Genomic DNA, 23,458 nt, shown 5'->3' with positions numbered 1-23,458 from the left:
GCGCCGCTTTCGAGGCGCTAACATGGCCAAGCGGCGCCGTGCGACGTGTCGGGCTGCTGACATCCACTGTCAGCAATCGGCCCGCCTCGCGCGCGCGACATTTGTTCACACCTTGTTCTTGTGTTAATTCGCGCTTCGAGCCCTACATATAGCCGCTGCGCTGCGACCAATGTCGCGGCCCAACGTTCCGGAAAACATGGCCGAGCAACTGAACTTCATCCGCGTTCGCGGCGCCCGTGAGCACAATCTGAAGGACGTCAGCGTCGATATCCCCCGTGGCGAGCTGGTCGTGCTGACCGGCCTGTCCGGCTCGGGCAAGTCGTCGCTCGCCTTCGACACGATCTATGCCGAGGGCCAGCGCCGTTATGTGGAGAGCCTGTCGGCCTATGCCCGTCAGTTCCTGGAGCTGATGAGCAAGCCCGACGTCGACCTGATCGAGGGCCTGTCGCCCGCGATCTCGATCGAGCAGAAGACCACGTCGCGCAACCCGCGCTCGACCGTCGGCACGGTGACCGAGATCCACGACTACATGCGCCTGCTGTGGGCGCGGGTCGGGGTCCCCTACTCGCCCGCCACCGGCCTGCCGATCGAGAGCCAGACCATCAGCCAGATGGTCGACAAGATCACCGCCCTCCCCGAAGGCACGCGTCTCTACCTGCTGGCCCCCGTCGTTCGCGACCGCAAGGGCGAGTACAAGAAGGAGATCGCCGAGTGGCAGAAGGCCGGCTTCCAGCGGCTGAAGATCGACGGCGAATACTACCCGATCGAGGACGCCCCGGCGCTCGACAAGAAGTTCAAGCACGACATCGACGTGGTCGTGGACCGCGTGGTGACCAAGCCTGACATGGAGCAGCGCCTGGCTGACTCGATCGAGCAGGCCCTGCGCCTAGCCGATGGTCTGGCCGTCGCCGAGTTCGCCAATATCGAAGAGGGTGAGAAGGAGCCGCGCCGGATCCTGTTCTCGGAGCGCTTCGCCTGTCCGGTCAGCGGCTTCACGATCGCCGAGATCGAGCCGCGCCTGTTCTCGTTCAACAATCCGGCGGGCGCCTGTCCGGCGTGTGACGGCCTGGGCGCCAAGCTGGCCTTCGACGCCGACCTGGTGATCCCCGATCGCGAGCGTAGCCTGCACAAAGGCGCCGTCGCGCCGTGGGCCAAGGGCCCTTCGCCGCTCTACACCCAGACCCTGCAGGCCCTGGCCCGTCACTACGGCTTCTCGATGGACGAGCCCTGGTACAAGCTGCCGGCCGAGGCCCGCGACGTGGTCCTGCAAGGCAGCAAGGGCACGAAGATCAAGTTCGTCTATGACGACAACGCCCGCAAATACGAGGTCGAGAAGCCCTTCGAGGGCGTGCTGCCGAACCTGGAGCGCCGCTGGCGCGAAACCGACTCGAGCTGGGTGCGCGAGGAGCTGGGCCGCTATCAGTCGGACACGCCGTGCGAGGTCTGCCACGGCAAGCGCCTGAAGCCCGAAGCCCTGGCCGTGAAGATCGCCGCCATGGACATCGCCGAGGTCTCGGGCCTGGCCATCCGGCCTGCTCGAGATTGGTTCGCCGGCCTGGAAGGCCAGCTGACCGACAAGCAGATGGAGATCGCCCGCCGGATCCTGAAGGAGATCAATGATCGCCTGCGGTTCCTGGTCGATGTGGGCCTCGACTATCTCAACCTGTCGCGCGGCTCGGGCACCCTGTCGGGCGGCGAGAGCCAGCGCATCCGCCTGGCCAGCCAGATCGGCTCAGGCCTGACCGGCGTGCTGTACGTGCTGGACGAGCCGTCGATCGGCCTGCACCAGCGCGACAACACCCGCCTGCTGCAGTCGCTGCAAGGCCTGCGGGACCTCGGCAACTCGGTGCTGGTCGTCGAGCACGACGAGGAGGCGATCATGACCGCCGACTACGTCATCGACATGGGTCCGGCCGCCGGCGTGCACGGCGGCCAGATCATCGCCGAGGGCAAGCCGGCCGAGGTGATGGCCAATCCCAACAGCATCACTGGCCAGTACCTGACCGGCGCCCGCGAGATCGAGGTGCCCGAACAGCGCCGCCCCATCAGCAAGAAGAAGGTGCTGAAGGTCATCGGCGCCACCGGCAACAACCTCAAGAACGTCACGGCCGAGATCCCCGTCGGGACCTTCACCTGCATCACCGGCGTGTCGGGCGGCGGCAAGTCGACCTTCACGATCGAGACCCTGTACAAGGCCGCCGCGCGCCGCCTGAACAACGCCAGCGACGCCCCCGCCCCGCACGAGCGGATCGAGGGCCTGGAGCAGTTCGACAAGGTCATCGACATCGACCAGAGCCCGATCGGCCGCACCCCGCGCTCGAACCCGGCGACGTACACAGGCGCCTTCGGTCCGATCCGCGACTGGTTCGCCGGCCTGCCGGAGAGCAAGGCGCGCGGCTACGGCCCGGGCCGCTTCTCGTTCAACGTCAAGGGCGGCCGCTGCGAGGCTTGCCAGGGCGACGGCGTCATCAAGATCGAGATGCACTTCCTGCCGGACGTCTACGTCACCTGCGATATCTGCAAGGGCAAGCGCTACAACCGCGAGACCCTGGATGTGGTGTTCAAGGGCAAGACCATCGCCGACGTCCTGGACATGACCGTCGAGGAGGCCGCCGACTTCTTCAAGGCCGTGCCGCCGATCCGCGACAAGATGGAGACCCTCAAGCGCGTGGGTCTCAGCTACATCAAGGTCGGCCAGCAGGCCACGACCCTGTCGGGCGGCGAAGCGCAGCGGGTGAAGCTGTCCAAGGAACTGTCGCGCCGGGCCACCGGCCGAACGCTGTACATCCTCGACGAGCCGACCACCGGCCTGCACTTCGAGGACACCAAGAAGCTGCTCGAGGTGCTGCACGAGCTGGTCGACCAGGGCAATACCGTGGTCGTCATCGAGCATAACCTGGACGTCGTGAAGACCGCCGACTGGCTGCTGGACTTCGGTCCGGAAGGCGGCGACGGCGGCGGCCAGGTGGTCGCCACCGGCTCACCCCAGGACGTGGCCAAGGTCGAGGCCAGCTGGACCGGCCGCTACCTCAAGGAGCTGCTGGACCGCCACGAGGAACGCCGCAAGGCGCGGGTGGCCGAGCTGAAGAAGAGCAAGCGGGCCTAAGCTTTCTCTGCCTCCCTAGGCCTTGTGCCTAGGGCCCAGGGTTCAGGGTTCAGCCCGTACTGAGAAGCAAGGGCGCGCGCCAACACTGGCCGCGCCCTTTCCTTTGCGCCAAGCCTGGCGGCGCGATGGGTCCTCGCCACAAGGGCGAGGAAGGCAAAGAGAATACCTACCAGCCGCCGTTGCCGGCGCTGGGCATGGGCGGGGTCTCGCGCTCCTTCAGCTCCTTGTAGATCGACGGCGGCGGGGCGAAGACGATCAGGGTGGTCAACACCTGGATCACGCCCGAGAACAGCGCCTGGACGATGCCGGCCGGCGTGAAATAGGCCTGCAGCGAGCTGGTGTCGGCCCGCATCATCTTGCCGGTGGCGGCGAAGTCGCCCGAGGCGACCAAGCCGACGGCCGAGACGATGGTCCAGATCAGCAGCACCACGATGATGCTCATCACGGCGGCCAGGAAGTAGGCGCCCATCAGCGGCCAGAACAGGCCCTTGGTGTGCGGCATCGACTTGAACAGGGTGATCTTGCCAGTGTCGAAAGTGACGGCCGGCGCGAACGACAGGCGGATAGCCAGCCACACGACCGCGCACATCGAGCCGATCAGACCCGCCAGGGCCAGGAAGGCGCCGGTGGCCCCACCCATCGCGCCCAGGAAGCCCGACACGGCCGAGCCCAGGAACAGCGTCCCCATCAGCGTCAGCCCGGTCAGCAGCCACACGGCGGCTTGGCGGGCCTCGTCCTTGCCCAGACGCAGATAGGCGTAGCGGCTGTCGTCATGGCGCAGCACCAGCCGGTTCAGAGCGGCGAACACGACGCCATTCTGGATGAGGCTCAGCGGCAGCATCCACAGGGTCAGCGGCGTCAGGGCCGAGGCCAGGCGCATGAACTCGTCCGGCTCGGGATTGTTGTTGTCCTGCATGTAGCCCAGGAAGGCCTCGAGCTGCGGCCCGAAGAACTGGATCGCGGCGACGTTGGTCAGGATCGAGACAACCGTCATGACGGCCGCCCAGATGGCGACGGTCTTCAGGTTTTCCCGCACCAGCCGGAAACCGGAGAAGGCCGCGTCGGAGGCCGAAAACTTGGACATGTCGCGCTCTGGACTGGATCGTGAATTGGCCGACAGGCCTAACAAGGTTCGAGCCGCTTCGACAGGCCCGAGGCCCACTTTTCGGGTGCGCGATCAGTCGTGCAGGCCGGCGTCGATCTCGTCCTGGTTCAGGTGGGCGAAGGCGCGGGCCGGGGCCGAGGTCACGACCACCGCCTGCAGGGTCAGGACGATGGGCACCATGACGATATTGACCAGCGAAGCCAGGATCAGGGCCGGATAGCCGGCGGCCAGGCTGATCACCCAGCCGATCAGCGAGGCGACGATGGTGCCGACAATCGAGATGACCGCCGTCATGACGATGACCATCACGTACATCGCCAGTAGCCGCCAGAACTGGCCATGGGTCTGGATCCAGGCCGTGCGGACGTCGATGTGGTGGTGCGAGAAGGCGTGCGGGCCCAGCAGCGACAGCCGCACGGCGATCCACAGCGACAGGCCGATCACGGCCAGGCCGCCCAGGAAGGCGAACCAGGTCGATGCGCTGCCCGACAGCAGGGCCGTGCCCAGCACCACCGCGCCCGAGGGAATGACCGTGGCCAGCAGGGCCGCTACCCAGGTGATCAGCGAGACGATCAGCAGCTGGATCTCTTCCTTGCCCAGCCGCAGATAGGCGAAGCGCTTGTCGTCGGGCTGCAGGACCGAACGGATGATCGCCGCGGCCAGCACCGCGCCGATGGCCAGGGCCAGCACGATCAGCAGCACCATGGCCCCGCCCAGATGGGTGACCAGCTCCAGGATCTCGCGCGGATCGGCCGAGGCCCCGCGACCGCGCAGCACCGCGCGCCCTTCCGGACCCAGCACGATCTGCACGATCAGGCCCAGCACCGGCAGCATGACCAGGGCGAAGGCCGCCCAGGCCGCGACGGCCTTGGGTTTGCGGCGAACGGTGCGAAGGCCCTCGAGGGCGGCGTCGACGGGGCGAACAGACATCTAGGCGTCCTGCAGGGCCGCGCGGCGGCGGTAGACGTGGGCCAGGGCGCCGGCCCAGGCCGGCATGGCGTAGAAATAGGCGCAGACCGCCAGGATGGCGGCGACCACGAAACCTTGGGGCGCGAACCGCATCGCCGTGCTGACCAGCACGACCGGCAGTACGATGACAACGCCGACGGCCAGCAGCACCGGCACATAGCCCTTGGTCAGCGGGAAGGCGCTCAGCACCCGCACGCCGGCCTGGTCCACCGTGGCCGGGGCCGACAGCGACAGGCGCAGGCCCAGCCACAGCAGGATGGCGAAGGCGGCCAGCGGGACCAGGGCGACGACGAAGCCAGCGGGGCCGGCGCTGGCATAGGCGGCCTTCCAGCCGGCGGTCGTGCTGGCGTCGAAGTCCGGCGAGGCGGTGCGGGCGATGCCCAGCGATACGCCGCCGACGATGATCATCAGGATCGCGCCGATCAGCAGGAACAAGGCCAGGATCATCAGCTGAGCGCCCAGCAGCCGCCACTCGTCGCGGCCCCAGCGCAGGCCCTTGAGCCCGCCCTGGCGACCGAAGGCGCGGCGAAACAGAGCGCCCTGGGCGATGACGCCGGCCAGCACGGCGGCGGGCAGGCGCAGGCCCGGCGGCAACAGGTTGGACGCTACGCCCAGAGCCGCGGCCAGGGCCAGGGCGACCCAGCAGTCCTTCACCGCGCCCGTCACGTCGGACAAGCCCGCGCGCAGCGTCGCGCCGACCATCGCCGATCCGTCCTTCATTCCAACCTCCGCCGCGGCGCTCACCCCTGAGTCGCCGCGCCCGGCCAATCTAGGGCCTCGCGCGGCGTCTGGCGATGGGCGCGCCTAGGGCTGTTGGGTCAAGGCGCGATGCACGGCGGCCCACGGGGCGTAGAACAGCGCCTGCAGCACCGCGCCGAACACCGCCATCAGCACCGCCACGCCGGCGATGAACGGCCACAGCGCCCGCAGCGACTGCATCGAGGCCTGGTTGAACAGGGTGTCGGCGTCGACCGGTCCGCTCACCGCGGCCAGCGATCCGGCGAACGCGACCAGCAGGCCGAACACGACGCCGCCCGCCAGGATCTCCAGCACCAACACGCAAAGCACCATCAGCAGCGCCACGCCCAGCAGCTTCCAGACATGGCCCTTGGTCAGGCCCCACGACTCGAACAAGCGGAACTGGTTGTCGACGAAGGTCATCGGCAGGGCCAGCGACAGGCGAAGCGCCAACCAGGCCAGCACGGCGCCGGCGACGATCGCGCCCGCGCTACCGGTGACGATCGCGGCGACGACGCCGTTCTCACCGCCGCCGAAGCCGGCGATGGCCGTCAGCACCGCCACGAGCAGCACCACGACGAACACCACGATCATGGCCAGCACCTGCTCGACCAGCATCAGCAAGGTCAGCCACAGCTCGCGCGAGCCGACCCGCAGATAGGCCCAGGCCGACTGCTCGGGCGACAGCACGGCGCGGAACACCGCCGCGCACAGCACCGCCGTCACGAAGCTGGACCACAGCCAATAGAGCATATTCAGGGCCATCATCCCCGACTGCATCCGCATCATGCGGTTCAACAGCTCCGGATCGGGCTCTCCGCCCGACTGGGCCGCGGCGGCCTGGAACAGGGTCATGAAGTCGGGCCCCATGGCCGCGACGCACAGCAAGGCCGGCAAGGCCAGGGCGACGATCAGGGCCAGGCCCCATCCGACCACCGCCAACGGCTTGCGCCCGATCACGCCGAAACCGGCCGTTGCGGCCGCGGTCACGGAAAAGCTCGGCATCTCCCCTCCTCGTCTTCGCCATGCGCGCGCAGCGCGAAGGCTCCTTCCCCTCGCGCGAGCCTACACGCAGGTTTCGCCGAGCGACAGCCGGGGGTATAGGGCGCGCCATGAATTCGAACTCGACCCACAAGCCCGTCCATGTCGTCGGCGGCGGCCTGGCCGGCTCCGAGGCCGCCTGGCAGATCGCCCAGGCCGGCGTGCCCGTCATCCTGCACGAGATGCGCAAGGACGACGCCACCGGCAAAGTCACCACCGACGCCCACAACACCGACGGCCTGGCCGAGATGGTGTGCTCCAACTCGTTCCGCTCGGACGACTGGCAGTTCAACGCCGTGGGCCTGCTGCACGCCGAGATGCGCAAGCTGGACAGCCTGATCATGGCCTGCGCCGACCAGCACCAGGTGCCGGCCGGCGGCGCCCTGGCCGTCGACCGCGACGGCTTCTCGGCCGAGGTCACCAAGCGCCTGTCGCAGCACCCGCTGGTCACCATCGTCCGCGAGGAGATCGCCGGCCTGCCGCCCGAAGACTGGGACAATGTCATCGTCGCCACCGGCCCGCTGACGTCCCCTGCCCTGGCCCAGGCCATCCTGGACGCTACCGGCGAAGGCCAACTCAGCTTCTTCGACGCCATCGCCCCGATCATCCATTTCGAGTCGATCGACATGGACAAGGCCTGGCGCCAGTCGCGCTACGACAAGGAAGGCCCCGGCGGCGACGCGGCCGCCTACATCAACTGCCCCATGAACAAGGAGCAGTACGAAGCCTTCATCGACGCTCTGCTGGCCGGCCCGAAGTCCGAGTTCAAGGAGTGGGAGAACGTCCCCTATTTCGACGGCTGCCTGCCGATCGAGGTGATGGCCGAGCGCGGCCGCGAGACCCTGCGCCACGGCCCGATGAAGCCGGTCGGCCTGACCAATCCGCGCGATCCGACGGTGAAGTCCTACGCCATCGTCCAGCTGCGCCAGGACAACGCCCTGGGCACGCTGTGGAACATGGTCGGCTTCCAGACCAAGCTGAAGCACGGCGTCCAGGCCGACACCTTCCGGATGATCCCGGGCCTGGAGAACGCCCAGTTCGCCCGTCTGGGCGGCCTACACCGCAACACCTTCATCAACTCGCCCAAGCTGCTGGACCGCTCGCTGCGCCTGAAGGCCGCGCCGCGCCTGCGCTTCGCTGGCCAAGTCACCGGCGTCGAAGGCTATGTCGAAAGCGCGGCCATGGGCCTCCTGACCGGCCGCTTCGCGGCCGCCGACCGCAAGGGCGCGCCGATCGACGCCCCGCCGCCGACAACGGCCCTGGGCGCCCTGGTCGAGCACATCACCGGCGGTCACCTGGCGGCCGGCAACGGTCCGGGCAGCTTCCAGCCGATGAACATCAACTATGGCCTGCTGCCGCCGCTCGAGGCGCCGAAGGTCGACGAAGACGGCAAGAAGATCCCGCTCAAGGAGCGTGGACGGGCCAAGAAGCGGCTGATGAGCGTGCGCGCCCTGGCCGATCTGGACGCCTGGACGGCCGCCTGATCCCTTAAGTGAGGCCCTCCACGCAGCGCGTGCGAGGGCCTTTTCGCGTCTGGGTGATTTACCCCTTTCGACGCGCATAGGACAGATTATTCAACCCCTTATCTCGACGCTTACGTCAACGTACGCGACGCCTTAACCACGGCCGGATTACGGCGTTCATTTTTCAACATTAGTGACAAAGTTTCATCTGACACCGGTTTCTCTTGCGAGTGACACCGGTATCCGTTAGCGGTACCAGCCATTTCTGGGGACCGGCCGACCCGAACAAGAGCCGGGCCCTCTTCCAACTTTCCGGGAGGGAACCGTGCAAATTCGTTCCAAGCATAATCGTACATGCGCGCTGCTGGCTCAGGCCTCGCTCGGCGCATTGACCATCGCCGCGGCCACGCTGTCGGCCAGCGCCGTCTTCGCCCAGGAGCAGGCCGCGCCCGCTCCGGCCGAAGCCCCCGCGCCGGAAACCGAAAGCGCCGAAGTCGAGGCCGTCGTCGTTACGGGCTATCGCGCCGCCCTGCAGAGCGCCATCAGCCTGAAGCGCAACTCGAACACGATGGTCGACGCCATCAACGCCGAGGACATCGCCGACTTCCCCGACGCCAACCTGGCCGAGTCGCTGCAGCGCCTGCCGGGCGTCTCGATCGACCGTGAAAACGGCGAAGGCCGCACCATCACCGTCCGCGGTCTGGGCAGCGACTTCACCCGCGTGCGCCTGAACGGCCTGGAAGCCCTGTCGACGGCCGGTCCGTCGGCCGCCGGCGACAGCGCCAACCGCTCGCGCGGCTTCGACTTCAACACCTTCGCCTCGGAACTCTTCAACGCCCTGAAGGTCCAGAAGACCGCCTCGGCCGAGACCGACGAAGGCTCGCTGGGCGCGACCGTCGACCTGGAAACCGGCCGCCCCCTGAGCTTCAAGGGCCGTCGCCTGGCTCTCTCGGTGCAGGACGCCTACTACAAGAACGGCGGCACCCACTCGCCGCGCTTCGCCGGCCTGGTCTCGGACCGCTGGGACACCAACTGGGGTGAATTCGGCGCCCTGTTCTCGCTGGCCTTCAACAAGCGCAGCCAGATCATCGACAGCTACGCCCGTCAGGCCGGCCAGTCGGACTACCTGTATCGCCAGTCGACCTTCCTGGGCACGGGCTCGACCACGGCCACCCCAGGTCGCCAGGGCTTCGCCGCCCCGACCGGCACCGCCTGCAACAACGGCGTGATCCCGGGCGTCAACATCACCAACGCGGCCGTCTGCTCGGCCCTGACGGGTTCGAACCCGGCCGCCTACAACCTGATCAACAACCCGACCACGGCCACCGTCGCGAACGGCCAGATCACGGCCGCCGGTCCGCTGGCCCGCATCCCGGCCCTGGCGACCCTGAACCAGCAGGACCTGGACCAGAAGCGCACCGGCATGACCGGCGCCCTGCAATGGCGTCCGACCAGCCGCACCACGGTGTCGCTGGACTGGGCCTATTCGGAGCTGAAGCAGGACTCGGTCAACTACCAGATCCAGACCGTTGGCCTGAACCGCAACAACACCAACGCCAACCTGAATGGCATCGGCGCCAGCAGCGACATCGCCACCAAGCGCGCCCTGTACGCCAACTGCACCGCGCGTGCGGCCAGCGCGATCCAGGACGCCATCGACTGCGGCCAGTCGATGAACGGCGGCGCGCTCGTCCCGGGCATGGCGTTCAGCTACAACCCCAACAACCTCGACCCGTACGACTACTACAACAACCCGCGCTCGGTGGGTTACGTGGCCGACCCGGCCGGCATCGCGATGCTGACCCAGTTCATCGGCCGTCCGTCGGTGAAGCTGATCGACGGCGCCCTGAGCGCTTCGGGCGCCAACGCCGACTACCTGAAGCTGGGCAACGTCGACCTGCGCTCGGCCGCCGACGCCGCCTTCTTCAGCACCTACTTCCGTCAGACGTCGCTGCGTCTGGACCACGAGTTCAACGACCGCTTCTCGATGAGCGCCATCTACGGCAAGTCGTCGTCGAACAATAAAACCCAAGGCCTGCTGGCGGACTTCATCCGCCTGGACAGCGGTCAGGGCGTGGCCGGCAACGACTACCTCGTCTACGACGCCCGCGGCGGTGGCGACATGCCGATGCTGAACCTGGGCTTCGACGCCACGCAGACGGGCGCCTGGGACTTCGTGAAGGGCTACTCGGCCCTGCGCCACTTCCAGCGCTACACCCGCAACGACTACGAGACCCTGCGCCTCGACTTCAAGTACGACCTGGGCGACAACTACGCCGTCCGCTTCGGCGGCAGCCGCCGCAAGTACGGCTTCGGTACCTCGGAATATCGCCGCCTGACCGGCGAAACGCTGAACCCGAGCTTGCGCGAAGGCAATTCGGACATCGCCTCGGTCAGCAAGGTCATCAACTGGGGTACGGGCCTGGACGTCCCGGCCGGCACCACGACCGCGTTCCTGGCGCCTGACCTGAACAAGATGGTCAGCCTGTTCGACTTCGACTGTAACTGCATCAACAAGTACGGCGACTGGCGTCTGTCGTACCTGGCCAGCGCGGCCAACCGCTATTCGGTCGACGAAACCAGCACCAGCTACTACGTCCAGTTCGACTACGACACCGAGCTGTTCGGTCGCGAACTGCGCGGTAACATCGGCGGTCGCTATGCGATCACCGAGATCGATTCCGACGGCCTGACCAACACCTCGCGTCCGATCTCGGGCCACAACAAGTACAACGACTTCCTGCCGTCGCTGAACGCCTCGTACGAGGTCTATGACAACATGCTGCTGCGCTTCGGCGCCGCCAAGGTCATGGCCCGTCCGCTGCTGGCCAACCTGGCCCCGAACGTGACCTCGATCAGCGTGCCCTCGAACGGCGCAACGGTCGGCGGCTCGCTGACGGTCGGCAATCCGAAGCTGGAACCGTTCCGCGCCACCAACCTGGACCTGAGCCTGGAATGGTACTTCCAGCCCGGCGCCCTGGTCTCGGTCGCGGTGTTCAACAAGGACATCTCGAACTTCCCGCAGACCCTGGTCACCGCGTCGAACCTGAGCTCGTTCCTCGACGCCGAAGCCATCGCGGCGCTGCGCGCGGCCCAGACCAACCCGCAGGCGGTCGCCTATATCGACGCCAACAACCCGTTCGACGTTCGCCAGTTCGGCGATGCGCCCGGCGGCTACATCCGCGGCATCGAGTTCAACTACCAGCAGAACCTCACGTTCCTGCCCTGGTACTTCAAGAACCTGGGCGTGCAGTTCAACGCCACGCACCTGAAGTCGGAGATGGAGTACATCGTGACTCCGGCCAACGCCCGCCTGGGCACGGCCGCCATCACCGCCAAGGGTCCGTTCACCGGCGCCTCGCCGAACGCCTTCAACTTCACCGTCTACTATGAAGTCGAGAAGTTCAGCGCCCGCCTGTCGTCGGCCTACCGCACCAACTACAAGACCCAGTACCCGATCGCGGCCGGCACCTGTGAGCCGGGCTACTGCGACAGCCCGCTGGTCAACGACTTCCTGGGCAACAAGAGCACGTTCAACCTGGACGGCTCGATGACCTACAAGCTGAACGACAACATCACGTTCTCGCTGGAAGCCCTGAACCTGACGAACCAGACGGAAAACCGCTGGGCTTACGAGAACGACCCGGTCGTGACGCGCTACGCCGCGGTCGGCCGCTCGATCTTCGGCGGCGTCCGCTTCGTCTACTGATCCGGCAAGCGTGGCAGCCGAAAGTGGAAACCGGTTTCGGCGCCCGCCACGCGCCAACGAACTAGAGCGTTAGTTCCTCCCAACGCTTTGACTGGGGCCGCGTCGATCACGACGCGGCCCTTTCTTTTTTTGTCATGCAGCCTTCCGGGACCCAGGGCGTTCGCCCCCGCATGACCCGCGTACAAGACTGGCTTTCCGACTCCGTCTGGCTCATCGGCTGGGCGCCGCCTTGGCTCGTCAGCATGGCGTTGATCGCCTTGGCCGTGACCGTCGCCCTCACCGTCCATGCGGTGCTGGTGCGCCTCGTCCGCCACAGCCTCTCCAAGCGCGACGCCTTCTGGCAGGCCCTGATCGCCCGCACGCGGCGCGTCACCCGGCTGGCGATCATCGTCGCCGCCCTGGGCCCGGCAGTGACCGCCTCCCCGCTCAACAACGCCCAGTCCGAAGCCGCCAAGCACGGCCTGCTGGTGCTGTTCATCCTGTTGCTGGGCTGGATGGCGATGACGGCGCTGGACATCGCCGCAGCCCTCTACCTGCGCGGCTTCAAGGTCGACGTCGAAGACAACCTGCTGGCCCGCAAGCACATCACCCAGGTGCGGATCCTGCGGCGGGCGGTGGCCATCCTGGTCGGCATCGTCACGGTCGCCCTGGCGCTGATGACCATTCCCGGCGTGCGCCAGTGGGGCGTCAGCCTGCTGGCCGCCGGCGGCGCGGCCTCGCTGATCGTCGGCCTGGCCTTGCAGCCTCTGCTGACCAACCTGATCGCCGGTATCCAGATCGCCGTCACCCAGCCGATCCGCATCGACGACGCCGTCATCGTCGAGAAGGAATGGGGGAACATCGAGGAGATCAACGCCACCTACGTGGTGGTGCGCCTGTGGGACTGGCGGCGGATGGTGCTGCCGCTGAGCTACTTCATCCAGACGCCGTTCCAGAACTGGACCCGCGAGAGCGCCGCCCTGATCGGCACCGCCATGCTCTATGTCGACCCCGCCGCCCCCGTGGATCGCCTGCGCGCCAAGCTGGAAGAGATCGCCAAGGACTCGCCGCTGTGGGACGGCAAGGTCGTCAATCTGGCGGTGACCGACATTCGTCCGGAAGTGATGGAGATCCGCTGCCTGGTCAGCGCCCGCAACGCCCCCAAGACCTTCGACCTGCGTTGCGAAGTCCGCGAAAAAATGATGGCCTTCCTGCGCGACGAACTCCCGGAAGCCTTCCCAAAGCAGCGCCTGGCGCTGGCGGCCGAAGCGGGCTGAGCGAGCGCGGCCTTCCGCAAGTAAGCAAATTATGACTTATGAAGAGGCGCCGCCGTCTCGACATGGCGCGCGCGCGGGCGCCTGGGCGGGAACCTCTGCCGAGAACGCTTGTCGACGAAGAGCGGCGGGGTCAGCCTGCTAGGGTTCTGGGATGGAAGCGAAGGCGGACGTGACCGCGGGTCTCGATATCGGCGCCAGGGCCAAGGCCCGTTGCGACGCCTTGGGCGCCCCGCCCTATAGCGAGGCCGAGGGCCAGCTGACGCGGCGGTTCCTCACCGCTGCCCATGGCGCGGCGTTGGACGCTATCACGCACTGGATGCTCGAAGCCGGCATGAGCGTGCGCCGCGACGCCGCCGCCAACCTGATCGGTCGCTACGAGGGCGAGACGCCCGGCGCCAAGGCGCTGATCATTGGCTCGCACATCGACAGCGTGCGCAACGGCGGGCGCTACGACGGGCCGCTGGGGGTCATGCTGGGCGTGGACGTGGTCGAGGCCTTGAGCCGCGCCGGCCGCCGCTTGCCCTTCGCGATCGAGGTCGTGGCGTTCGGCGACGAGGAAGGCTCGCGCTTTCCCGCCTCGATGAGCTGCAGCCGGGCGATCGCCGGCACGCTGGACGCCAGCGCCCTGGAGATGAAGGACGCCGAGGGCGTGTCGGTCGCGCAGGCCCTGACGGCGTTCGGCGGCGATCCGGCCGGCGTCGCTTCGGCCGCGCGCAAACCGGAAGATGTGCTGGCCTTCCTGGAAGCGCATATCGAGCAAGGACCGGTGCTGGAGGCCGAGGGCCTGGCCCTGGGCGTCGTCACCGCCATCGCCGCCCAGAAGCGGCTGATGGTGCGGATCGAGGGCGTTGCGGGCCATGCCGGCACCACGCCGATGACCCTGCGTAAGGACCCTGGCCCCGCCGCCGCTGAGGCCATGCTGGCCTTGGAGCGGATCTGCCGCGCGGGAACCGACGGCCTGGTCGGCACGGTGGGCCGCATGACCGCCCTGCCCGGCGCCTTCAACGTCATCCCCGGCGCGGTCGAGTTCTCGATGGACATCCGCGCCGAGACGTCGACGACGCGCGACGAAGCCGTACTGACCATCGGCGCCGAGATCCACGCACTAGCCGCCAAGCGCGGACTGTCGGCGACCGTCACCCTGATGCAGGCCCTGGCCGAGAGCCCTTGCGATTCATCGCTCATGAGCTTGCTGGAGCAAGCCCTGCGCGACCTTGATCTGCCGCTGCGCCGTCTGCCGTCGGGCGCGGGTCACGACGCCATGGTCATGGCCGACCTCTGCCCCACCGCCATGCTGTTCATCCGCTGCGAGGGCGGGATCAGCCATAATCCGGCCGAAGCCGTCACCGAGGCCGACTGCGCCTTGGCGGCCCAGGCCATGCTCCTTTTCATCGACAAGCTAGAACGACGCGAACGCGCATGACCGAAACTTTCAAAGAGCTCGACCACCCCGCCCGGCTGCTGATGGGTCCAGGCCCCATCAACGTCCACCCGCGCGTGCTGCGGGCCATGTCGGTGCAGTTGCTGGGTCAGTTCGACCCCGAGTTCACCGGCTACATGAACGAGGTCATGGCGCTGTACCGCGGCGTGTTCGAGACGAAGAACCGATGGACGTTCCTAGTCGACGGCACCTCGCGCGCCGGGATCGAGGCGGCGCTGGTCTCGACGCTGAACCCCGGCGACGACGTCGTGGTGGTCAATGCCGGGCGCTTTGGTCTGCTGCTGGCCGAGATCGCCGAGCGCTGCGACGCCAAGGTGACCTTCGTCGAAGGCGACTGGGGCAAGGCCGTTGATCCGCAGGCTGTCGAGGACGCCGTCAAGCGCGTCAAGCCGCGCCTTGTGGCCTGCGTGCACGGCGACACTTCAACCACCATCGCCCAGCCGATCGAGGCCATCGGCGAGATCTGCCGCCGTCACGACGCCCTGCTCTATGTCGACGCCACCGCGACCCTGGGCGGCATGAGCGTGCCGGTCGACGCCTGGCAGGCCGATCTGGTCACCGCCGGCCTGCAGAAGTGCATGGGCGGTCCGTCGGGCTCGGCCCCGATCACCATCAGCGACCGCGCCGCCGACCACATCTTCGGCCGCCGCCATGTCGAGAAGGGTCTGGCGGGTCCGGGCATGACCGGAAACGGCCGTCGCATCGCCTCCAACTATTTCGATCTGGCGATGATCATGGACTACTGGTCCGACAAGCGCCTGAACCACCACACGGAAGCGGCTTCCATGCTGTTCGCGGCCCGCGAATGCGCGAGGATCGTGCTGGAGGAAGGTCTCGAAGCCCGCTTCGCCCGCCACAAGCAGGCCGGTGCGGCCATGGTCGCAGGGATCGAGGCGCTGGGGCTGACGGTCTATGGCGACCAGGCCCACAAGATGACCAATGTCACCGGTGTGATCGCGCCCGGCGGCGTCGACTACGACCGGGTCAAGGCGCGCATGCGCACCGAGTTCGAGATCGAGATCGGCGCGGCGTTCGGCCCCCTGGCTGGCAAGATCTGGCGCATCGGGACCATGGGCATGAACGCCCGCAAGCATACGGTTCTACAGACCCTGGCGGCGCTGGAGGCCGTGCTGCGCTGGGAAGGCTTCGAGGCTCCGGCCGGCGCAGGCGTCGACGCAGCCGCAAAGGTCTTCGTATGAGCTATCCGAGAGATCTGATCGGCTATGGCGAACACCCGCCTCAGGCCCAGTGGCCGGGCGGCGCGCGGGTGGCCGTGCAGTTCGTGCTGAACTACGAGGAAGGCGCCGAGCGCAGCGTGCTCCACGGCGATCCCGTCAGCGAGTTCTTCCTGTCGGAGATGGTCGGCGCCCAGCCCATCCAGGGCATGCGCCACATGTCGATGGAGAGCCTGTACGAATACGGCTCGCGCGCCGGCTTCTGGCGTATCCGGCGACTGTTCGAAGAGTTCGGCCTGCCGCTGACCGTGTTCGGCGTCGCCCAGGCCATGGAGCGCCATCCCGAGGCCGTCGAGGCGATGATGACCTCGGGCTGGGAGATCGCCTCCCACGGCTATCGCTGGATCGACTATCAGCACTTCACGCCCGACCAGGAGCTGGAGCATATCCAGCGGGCGATCGAGATCCAGAAGCGCCTGACCGGCGAGCGCCCCCTGGGCTGGTACCAGGGCCGCACCAGTCCCAACACCGCCCGGCTGATCGCCGAGGACGGCGGCTTCGTCTACGACGCTGACAGCTATGCCGACGACCTGCCTTACTGGGACGACCAGCACGGCCGCGCTCAGTTGATCGTCCCCTACACCCTGGAAGCCAACGACATGCGCTTCACCGCGGCGCAGGGCTTCAACACCGGCGAGCAGTTCTTCACCTATCTGCGCGACGCCTTCGACGCCCTCTATCGGGAGGGCGAGACCGCGCCAAAGATGATGAGCGTCGGCCTGCACTGCCGCGTCGTAGGCAAGCCCGGACGCATCGGCGCCCTGCGACGGTTCCTGGAGCACATCACCCGGCACGATCGGGTGTGGGTGGCCAAGCGCATCGATATCGCCCGCCACTGGATCGCCACCCATCCTTACGAGGTAGAGGCATGAGCGGCGCTCCGCCCCTGACCCTGGCCCGCCTGAACAGCATGAACCAGACGGGCTTCACCACCGCGCTGGGCTTCGCCTTCGAGCTGTCGCCGTGGGTGGTCGAGCGCGCCTGGAGCGAGCGGCCGTTCGCCAGCGTCGAGGCCCTGCACGACGCGATGATGGACGTGCTTCGCGCCGCGACCACCGCCGACAAGCTGGCCCTGATCCGCGCCCACCCTGAGCTGGCCGGCAAGGCGGCGATCGCCAAGCAGCTGACCGCCGAGAGCACCGCCGAACAGGCCAGCGCCGGTCTCGACCGGCTGACCGAGGACGAATTCGCCCGCTTCCACCAGCTGAACGCGGCCTATCAGGCGCGCTTTTCGTTCCCGTTCATCATCGCCGTCCGCCTGAACGACAAGGCCTCGATCCTGGCCGCCATGGAAGCGCGCGCGGCCAATGACGAGGCGGCCGAGATCGCCGAGGCGATCACCCAGATCGGCCTGATCTCCAAGCTTCGGCTGCTCGACGCGGTGACCGCCTGAGATGGAATACGATCTTCCCGGCTGGCTGAACCTGGGCCTGCGCTGGCTGCACGTGATCGCCGGCGTCGCCTGGATCGGCGCCTCGTTCTACTTCGTCTGGCTGGACAACAATCTGCGCGAACCCGATCCCCCCAAGGACGGGGTCAAAGGCGAGCTGTGGGCCGTGCACGGCGGCGGCTTCTACCATTCGCAGAAGTACATGGTCGCTCCGGCGCACATGCCCGACCACCTGCACTGGTTCAAGTGGGAGGCCTACACCACCTGGCTGTCGGGCTTTGCTTTGCTGATCGTGCTCTACTACTGGCAGGCGCCGGTCTATCTGATCGACACCGCCAAGCACGCCTTCAGCCAGCCAGCCGCGATCGGCGCAGGCCTGGCCTTCATCTTCGGCGGTCTGGCCGTCTACGAGATCCTGTGTCGCTCGCCGCTGGGCCAGCGTGGCCTCGCCTTCGGGATCATCTGGTTCGCAGCCCTGACCGGCGCGGCCTGGGCGCTGTCGCAGCTGTTCAGCGACCGCGGGGCCTTCATCCACGTCGGCGCGATCATCGGCACCGCCATGGTCGCCAACGTCTTCCTGGTGATCATCCCCAACCAGCGGAAAATCGTCGCCGACATGCTGGCCGGCCGCCCGGTCGATCCGCGCCTGGGGGCGATGGGCAAGCAGCGGTCGGTGCACAACACCTACATGACCCTGCCGGTCATCTTCATCATGATCAGCAACCACTATCCGATGGTCACCGGCCATCCGCTGTCGTGGCTGCTGCTGGCGATGATCAGCGCCGGCGGGATCTCGATCCGCCAGTTCTTCCTGCTCAAGCACCACGGCAAGATCCGCCACGACTTCCTGTTCTACGGCTTCATGCTGGTATTCGCCGCGACCATGGTCGCCAGTCTCAAGCCCAAGGATGTGGTCCAGATCGACGGCGATGTGCCCTTCACCACCGCCCAGGCGATCATCGGAAAGCACTGCACGGCCTGCCATAGCGCGACCCCTACTCACCCCGGTTTCTCGGCCCCGCCGCTGGGCGCGGTCTTCGACACGCCCGAGCATATCGCCACCTATGCGCCGAAAATCCACGAGCGTGCGGTGGCTTCGACCAGCATGCCCCTTGGCAACGAGACCGGCATGACCGTAGAGGAGCGGGCCCAGCTGGGCGCCTGGATCAAACAGGGAGCCAAGATCCCGTGACCGACGCCGTCCTGGACGCGAACAAGGCCGAAGCCGAGACCGCCCTGCTCGACTCCGGGGGCGCGCCGCGCAAGCGCAACGCCGAGCGCACCCGCAAGGCGATCCTGGCCGCCGCGCTGAAGGAGTTCTCGCAAGCCGGCTTCGCGGGCGCGCGCATCGAGCGGATCGTCAAGGCCGCCAAGTGCAACATCCGGATGCTGTACCACTACTTCGGGGACAAGAAGGGCCTGTACATGGCCGTCCTCGAAAGCGCCTACATGGACCTGCGGGCGCGCGAGGCCGAGCTGAAGATCGACTTCGATCAGCCGCTCGACGGCTTCATGGAGCTGCAGCGCTTCACGTTCGACTATTTCGAAAAGAACCCGCGCTTCGAGGGGCTGCTGCGCAACGAGAACCTGCAGCACGGCAAGTTCGCCGCTCAGTCGCGGGTTGTGACCGAGACGGCCTTCCCACTGCGCCGCACGATCGAGAAGCTGATCGAGAGCGGTCAGGCCAAGGGGCTGTTCGGATCCGACCTGGACCCGGTGCAGATCTACGTGACCATCGCGGCCATGAGCCGCTTCCACCTGGCCAACGGCTATTCGCTGTCGGCGACGCTGGACACCGACATGAGCGCCCCCGAGTGGCGCCGGGCGCGGCTGAACCACGCCCTGGCGCTGCTCGAAGGCTATCTCACGCGCGGCGCGCGCTGACCGCTACTGGGCGGCCGGCGGCTGAGCAGTGGCGGCAGGGGCCGCGGTCGCCAGCGGCGGGCCACTGAACTCGGCCTCGATGATCACCTGGACCTCGTCAGACACGCCCATGGTCGTGCCCGGGGCCGGCACACCGTAGGCGATGCCGAAGTCCGAGCGCTTGAACATGCCCTTGGCCGAGAAGCCGATGCGAGCGTGCGGGTCCATCGGATGGCCCGTGTAGCCGCCGTTGTAGGTCACATCCAGAACGACCGGCTTGGTGACGCCGTGCAGCGTCAGGTCGCCGGTCACCTTGCCGGTGTCGGCGCCGGTGGTCTCGATCTTGGTCGACTTGAAGGTGATAGCCGGATAGCTGGCCGTGTTCAGCCATTGCGGCCCGGTCAGCTCCTCCAGGAAGCCGGCCGGCGGCGCGGGCAGGGTCAGCGACTTGGGATCGATCGTCGCCTCCAGGCTGCTGGCGGCGGCGTTGTTCTGGTCGAACTTCAGCTTGGCGTCGAAGCTGGCGAAGGCGGCGGTGTAGTTCGAGAAGCCCAGGTGATTGACCTTCATCACCAGGGTCGCGTGGGTCTTGTCCAGCGTGTAGTCGCCGGCCGGGATATCGGCCTTCGGCGGCTTGGGCGTGGTCGCGGCGGGCGCGGGCACGACGGGCGGCCCGTCTTCCTTCTTGTCGGCCGGAGCCGGCGAACAGGCGGCCAGGGCCAGCAGGGCCACGACGGGCAGGATCGTCCTCATACGCTTCCCTCCTTGAACGCGGCGCCCCTACGCCGACCAGAGGTCAACGTAGGGGGACGGTGAAGGTTGCGGCCAGTCGTCAGTGGAAGTTTTCGATGCTGATGTCGTTGGTCGAAACACCGACGAGCTTGATCACATTTTCCAAGGCCGGCGCGTTCGGATCGACGGTTTGCCCCGCGAAGACGTAGACATCCGAACCAACCTGGAACGCCATGTACAGCTGGTTGTAGCCGGGGGTCTTCAACAACCAGTCAGCCGTCGCTTGAGCTGCCGAGAAGCTGGCGGCTGCGTAGGTTCCGAAGCTGACCGGCAGATCCTTGCCGACGAAGCGAACTTCGTCGTTGCTTTCCCAGTCCGTGATCATGTCGACGCCTGCGCCGGTTGTGATGTCGACTGGCATCGAGTCATGGAGGCCAAACACGAAGGTGTCGGAACCACTGCCGCCAGTCAGGATATCGGCGCCTTTGCCGCCGGTGATCACGTCTGCCCCACCGCCACCAACGATATAGTCGTCGCCATCCAAGCCATTGATGTCGTCAGCCGCGCTGGTCCCAACCAGAGCGTCGCCGCCGTTGGTGGCGCTACTGGGCGCAAGCCCCATCAGGTTCAGCGAGACCACTGACTTCTCTCCCGCGATGATCATGCGGTCGCCACTCACCGCGACGCGGTCGCCATAAGCGGCTGGCGCGCTATCGTAGAAGACGGGGTAGTCCGCGACAATGTCTACGCCGATGGTAAAGGATTGCTCGAGCCCCCACGTCTCGGTCGAGATCTGAAGCACACGATCAGCTTCAGCATCGACCACATAGAGATGCTTGCCGTCGTCGCTGAAATCCAGTCCGTAAACGTTTGATAGCAGCGGCAGGGTCTTGGCTAAGTTGCCAACAAATTTCAATGCGCCGTCATAGACATTCAGTTGGTCCCTGCTGCTGGACTGGGCGACAAGCTTGCCATCGTTGGACAGCGCTTGAAGGCCGCGGTTGCCCCCCTGCACACCATCGGCGTACCAGCCGTGGAATGCGCTAATACCCTGGCCCGATTTATAGATCGACAATGGCGCGTCTGAGATATTGGCCGGCGCGAGCAGCATGGTCTGATGGTCGGCGCTGACAGAAATGGCGGCAGTCTGACCGAACGCCTGTGCGATCATGGTGAAGACACCTGTGGCCAGGTCTAGTGTCGTCAGCGGCTGCGCCCCCGAGCCATTCAAAAAGGCCTGGGTCAGCACGACCTTACCGTCGCTCGTGAAGGCTGCATCGTGGAAACCGTCCGAGCCGAAACCCGACGCCACGTAATCCTTCACCGATCCAGTTGCCAGGTCCAGCAAATGGACTCTGATCTGGGGGTTGAGGACATAGGGATTGTCGGCTTCATACTCCGACACGACCAAGAAGCGTCCGTCAGCCGAGACATCCATCCCAGTCAGCGAAACGCCGACCTTCCAGCGTCCCAAGACTTCGCCCGTCAACGAGCCATAGGCGGTGACATAGCCGTCGTCGCTCGAGACATATGCCGTTCGGCCATCCGAGGACAGCACGGCGTCCCGCAGTTCTCCTGTCGGTGAACTGGCCAGCACTTTCGGCTTCAGGAGGTCATCCACCGTCACCGTCGTAGCCGACGGGGTCAGCGTCACCGACTTGTCGTTGAACTTCAGCGTCTCGATGTTCAGCAGGGTGTCGACGCCATCCAGGCCCTTCACCGTCCAGGCGCCGTTGGCGTTGCGGTTCCAGGTGTAGTCCGACGCATTGCCCCAGAAGATCGCCGTGTCGTTGCCGGCGCCGCCATCCAGGATGTCGTCGCCCATGCCGCCTTGCAGGGTGTTGTCGTTGGCGTCGCCGATCAGGATGTCGCCCAGGGAAGAGCCCTTGATCCCCTCGAAGTTGCTCAGGGTGTCGACGCCGGCGCCGCGGGTGTCCTGCGGGCCGGTCTTGGACAGGTCAACCCGAACGGCGGAGCCGCCCTCGTAGGAGACGATGTCGAAGCCCGCCCCACCGTCGAGGATGTCGTCGCCCGCGCCGCCGCTGATGACATTGGCGCCCGCATCGCCGGTGATGCGGTCGTTGCCCGCGCCGCCCGTGACGTTCTCGACCTCGCGCACGTTGAAGCGCACGCCCGGAGCGACGACCTGCTCGTTGGTGTTCGAAAGATCGAAGTTGATGTCGTAGACCGACGCGAAGCTCAGGGTGTCGACACCCGCGCCGCCATCGACGATCGTCAGACCTTCGCTACCCGGCCCGACGAAGACGATGGCCAGGTCGTCGCCCGCGCCGCCGACCAGGATGTCGCCGGGCTTGCGGAAGCTGCCGCGCAGGATGTCGTCGCCGTCGCCGCCTTCTAGCGTGTCATTGCCGCCCACCGCGATCAGAACGTCGTTGCCCGCACCACCGGCGATGTAGTTCTCCGCCGCATTGCCGGTGATGACGTCGTCATAGGCCGAGCCTACCGCGCCCTCGATCGAGATCAGCCAGTCGCCCGTCACCGGCTTGGCGGTCATGCCCAGGTCGATCGTCATCCCAACGTCGCTGAACCCGTAGTCGACCAGGTCCCAGCCCTCGCCCCCGTCGATGAGGTTGTTGCCGGTCCCGCCCGACAGGTTGTCGTCGCCGGCGCCGCCGTACAGCTTATCGTCGCCCGCGCCGCCATAGAGGTAGTTGGTCCCGGCGTCGCCCGTCAGCACGTCATCGTACTGGCTGCCGTACAGGTGCTCGATGCCGCTCAAGGTGTCCTTGCCGGCGCCGACCGTGTCCTGCGGACCGGTCTTGCTCAGGTCGACGATCACGCCGGCCGTCGCATGCTCGTAGGACGACCAGTCGGCGCCCGCGCCGCCGCGGATGATGTCGTCGCCCGCGCCGCCGATCAGCCAGTCGTCGCCGTCGCCGCCGTCCAGGATGTCATTGCCGTCGCCGCCCACCAGGGTGTCGTCGCCGCCCATGCCGTAGAGGGTGTCATTGCCCTTGCCGCCGTCCAGAATGTTGTTGGCGGCGTCGCCGGTCAGGGTGTCGTTGAAGTCCGACCCGTGCAGGTTCTCGATGTTGATCAGCCGATCGCGGCCGCTGCCGCCGGTGTTCTGGGCCCCGGTGATGTTCAGGTCGACCTTCACGCCGGACGTCGCGTCCTCGTAGCCGGCCCAGTCCGAGCCCGGACCGCCATCGAGCGTGTCGTTGCCGGCGCCGCCCATCAGGTAGTCGTCGCCTTCGCCGCCTTCCAGAATGTCGTCGCCGTCGCCGCCGGCCAGGCCGTCGTCACCCGCGCCGCCGCGCAGCGTGTCGTTGCCGCCGTAGCCGTTGATGATGTCGTCCCCTGCGCCGCCCGTCAGAACGTCGGCGTTGATCGTGCCCTGCAACAACATCGTCGAGACCCCTCCACCCCAGCTGCAACTTCAGCGTGAC

Annotated in this window: 16 protein-coding genes; 10 read left to right on the top strand and 6 right to left on the bottom strand. The window is 66.9% G+C overall.

The annotated features are described in order from the left end of the window. Positions 1 to 196 precede the first annotated feature (196 nt). Entirely contained in the window at positions 197 to 3,106 is a 2,910-nt protein-coding gene (gene uvrA, locus ABDW31_RS06695; RefSeq protein WP_184717613.1) for an excinuclease ABC subunit UvrA, read from the top strand. Positions 3,107 to 3,272: 166 nt separating this feature from the next. Here the strand turns inward: uvrA and ABDW31_RS06690 are convergent, their stop codons facing one another. The 4 genes from ABDW31_RS06690 to ABDW31_RS06675 form a co-directional block, all read right to left on the bottom strand. After that, positions 3,273 to 4,190, bottom strand: a complete 918-nt coding sequence (locus tag ABDW31_RS06690) for a hypothetical protein (protein ID WP_184717611.1) — start codon at positions 4,188 to 4,190, stop codon at positions 3,273 to 3,275. 93 nt (positions 4,191 to 4,283) lie between these two features. Next, positions 4,284 to 5,141 (bottom strand): hypothetical protein, encoded by an 858-nt coding sequence (locus tag ABDW31_RS06685; protein ID WP_184717610.1) that lies wholly within the window; start codon positions 5,139 to 5,141, stop codon positions 4,284 to 4,286. Next, entirely contained in the window at positions 5,142 to 5,900 is a 759-nt protein-coding gene (locus ABDW31_RS06680; RefSeq protein WP_184717606.1) for a hypothetical protein, read from the bottom strand. A gap of 84 nt (positions 5,901 to 5,984) precedes the next feature. Then, the gene (locus tag ABDW31_RS06675) at positions 5,985 to 6,923 is read right to left on the bottom strand and encodes a hypothetical protein (protein ID WP_184717604.1); all 939 of its coding nucleotides are present in this window, start codon (positions 6,921 to 6,923) and stop codon (positions 5,985 to 5,987) included. A 107-nt stretch (positions 6,924 to 7,030) separates the two neighbouring features. Between ABDW31_RS06675 and trmFO the strand changes: the two genes are divergently transcribed. The 9 genes from trmFO (at position 7,031) to ABDW31_RS06630 (ending at position 19,337) form a co-directional block, all read left to right on the top strand. Next, positions 7,031 to 8,443, top strand: a complete 1,413-nt coding sequence (trmFO, locus tag ABDW31_RS06670) for a methylenetetrahydrofolate--tRNA-(uracil(54)-C(5))-methyltransferase (FADH(2)-oxidizing) TrmFO (protein ID WP_184717602.1) — start codon at positions 7,031 to 7,033, stop codon at positions 8,441 to 8,443. A gap of 304 nt (positions 8,444 to 8,747) precedes the next feature. Beyond that, positions 8,748 to 12,131: a TonB-dependent receptor gene (locus ABDW31_RS06665; RefSeq protein ID WP_343698445.1), complete on the top strand. Its 3,384-nt coding sequence runs from the start codon at positions 8,748 to 8,750 to the stop codon at positions 12,129 to 12,131. 242 nt (positions 12,132 to 12,373) lie between these two features. Continuing rightward, positions 12,374 to 13,387 carry a mechanosensitive ion channel domain-containing protein gene (locus ABDW31_RS06660; protein WP_343698444.1) on the top strand — a complete coding sequence of 338 codons (1,014 nt, stop codon included), beginning with the start codon at positions 12,374 to 12,376 and terminating at the stop codon, positions 13,385 to 13,387. A 169-nt stretch (positions 13,388 to 13,556) separates the two neighbouring features. Next, a complete protein-coding gene (locus tag ABDW31_RS06655) occupies positions 13,557 to 14,810 on the top strand; it encodes an allantoate amidohydrolase (RefSeq protein WP_184717598.1) in 1,254 nt (417 codons plus the stop codon). After that, a complete protein-coding gene (locus ABDW31_RS06650; RefSeq protein WP_184717596.1) occupies positions 14,807 to 16,027 on the top strand; it encodes an alanine--glyoxylate aminotransferase family protein in 1,221 nt (406 codons plus the stop codon). Before ABDW31_RS06655 ends, ABDW31_RS06650 begins: the two co-directional genes overlap by 4 nt. Then, positions 16,024 to 16,935, top strand: a complete 912-nt coding sequence (gene puuE / locus ABDW31_RS06645; protein WP_184717594.1) for an allantoinase PuuE — start codon at positions 16,024 to 16,026, stop codon at positions 16,933 to 16,935. The genes ABDW31_RS06650 and puuE overlap by 4 nt, the downstream gene beginning before the upstream one ends. After that, the gene (uraD, locus tag ABDW31_RS06640) at positions 16,932 to 17,456 is read left to right on the top strand and encodes a 2-oxo-4-hydroxy-4-carboxy-5-ureidoimidazoline decarboxylase (RefSeq protein WP_184717592.1); all 525 of its coding nucleotides are present in this window, start codon (positions 16,932 to 16,934) and stop codon (positions 17,454 to 17,456) included. The genes puuE and uraD overlap by 4 nt, the downstream gene beginning before the upstream one ends. Position 17,457: 1 nt before the next feature. Beyond that, a complete protein-coding gene (locus ABDW31_RS06635; protein ID WP_184717590.1) occupies positions 17,458 to 18,645 on the top strand; it encodes a urate hydroxylase PuuD in 1,188 nt (395 codons plus the stop codon). Further along, positions 18,642 to 19,337, top strand: a complete 696-nt coding sequence (locus ABDW31_RS06630) for a TetR family transcriptional regulator (RefSeq protein ID WP_184717588.1) — start codon at positions 18,642 to 18,644, stop codon at positions 19,335 to 19,337. The genes ABDW31_RS06635 and ABDW31_RS06630 overlap by 4 nt, the downstream gene beginning before the upstream one ends. A 3-nt stretch (positions 19,338 to 19,340) precedes the next feature. On the opposite strand, the gene ABDW31_RS06625 is transcribed toward ABDW31_RS06630, so the two are convergent. Both ABDW31_RS06625 and ABDW31_RS06620 read right to left on the bottom strand, forming a co-directional pair. Further along, positions 19,341 to 20,069, bottom strand: a complete 729-nt coding sequence (locus ABDW31_RS06625) for a YceI family protein (protein WP_184717586.1) — start codon at positions 20,067 to 20,069, stop codon at positions 19,341 to 19,343. Between the two features lie 79 nt (positions 20,070 to 20,148). Further along, positions 20,149 to 23,418, bottom strand: a complete 3,270-nt coding sequence (locus ABDW31_RS06620; RefSeq protein WP_184717584.1) for a cytochrome D1 domain-containing protein — start codon at positions 23,416 to 23,418, stop codon at positions 20,149 to 20,151. Between the last annotated feature and the right edge of the window lie 40 nt (positions 23,419 to 23,458).

Source organism: Caulobacter sp., assembly GCF_039596335.1.
Taxonomy (GTDB): Bacteria; Pseudomonadota; Alphaproteobacteria; order Caulobacterales; family Caulobacteraceae; genus Caulobacter.
Note: the sequence above shows the minus strand (reverse complement) of the source record. Positions and strands in the feature narration are given on the sequence as shown.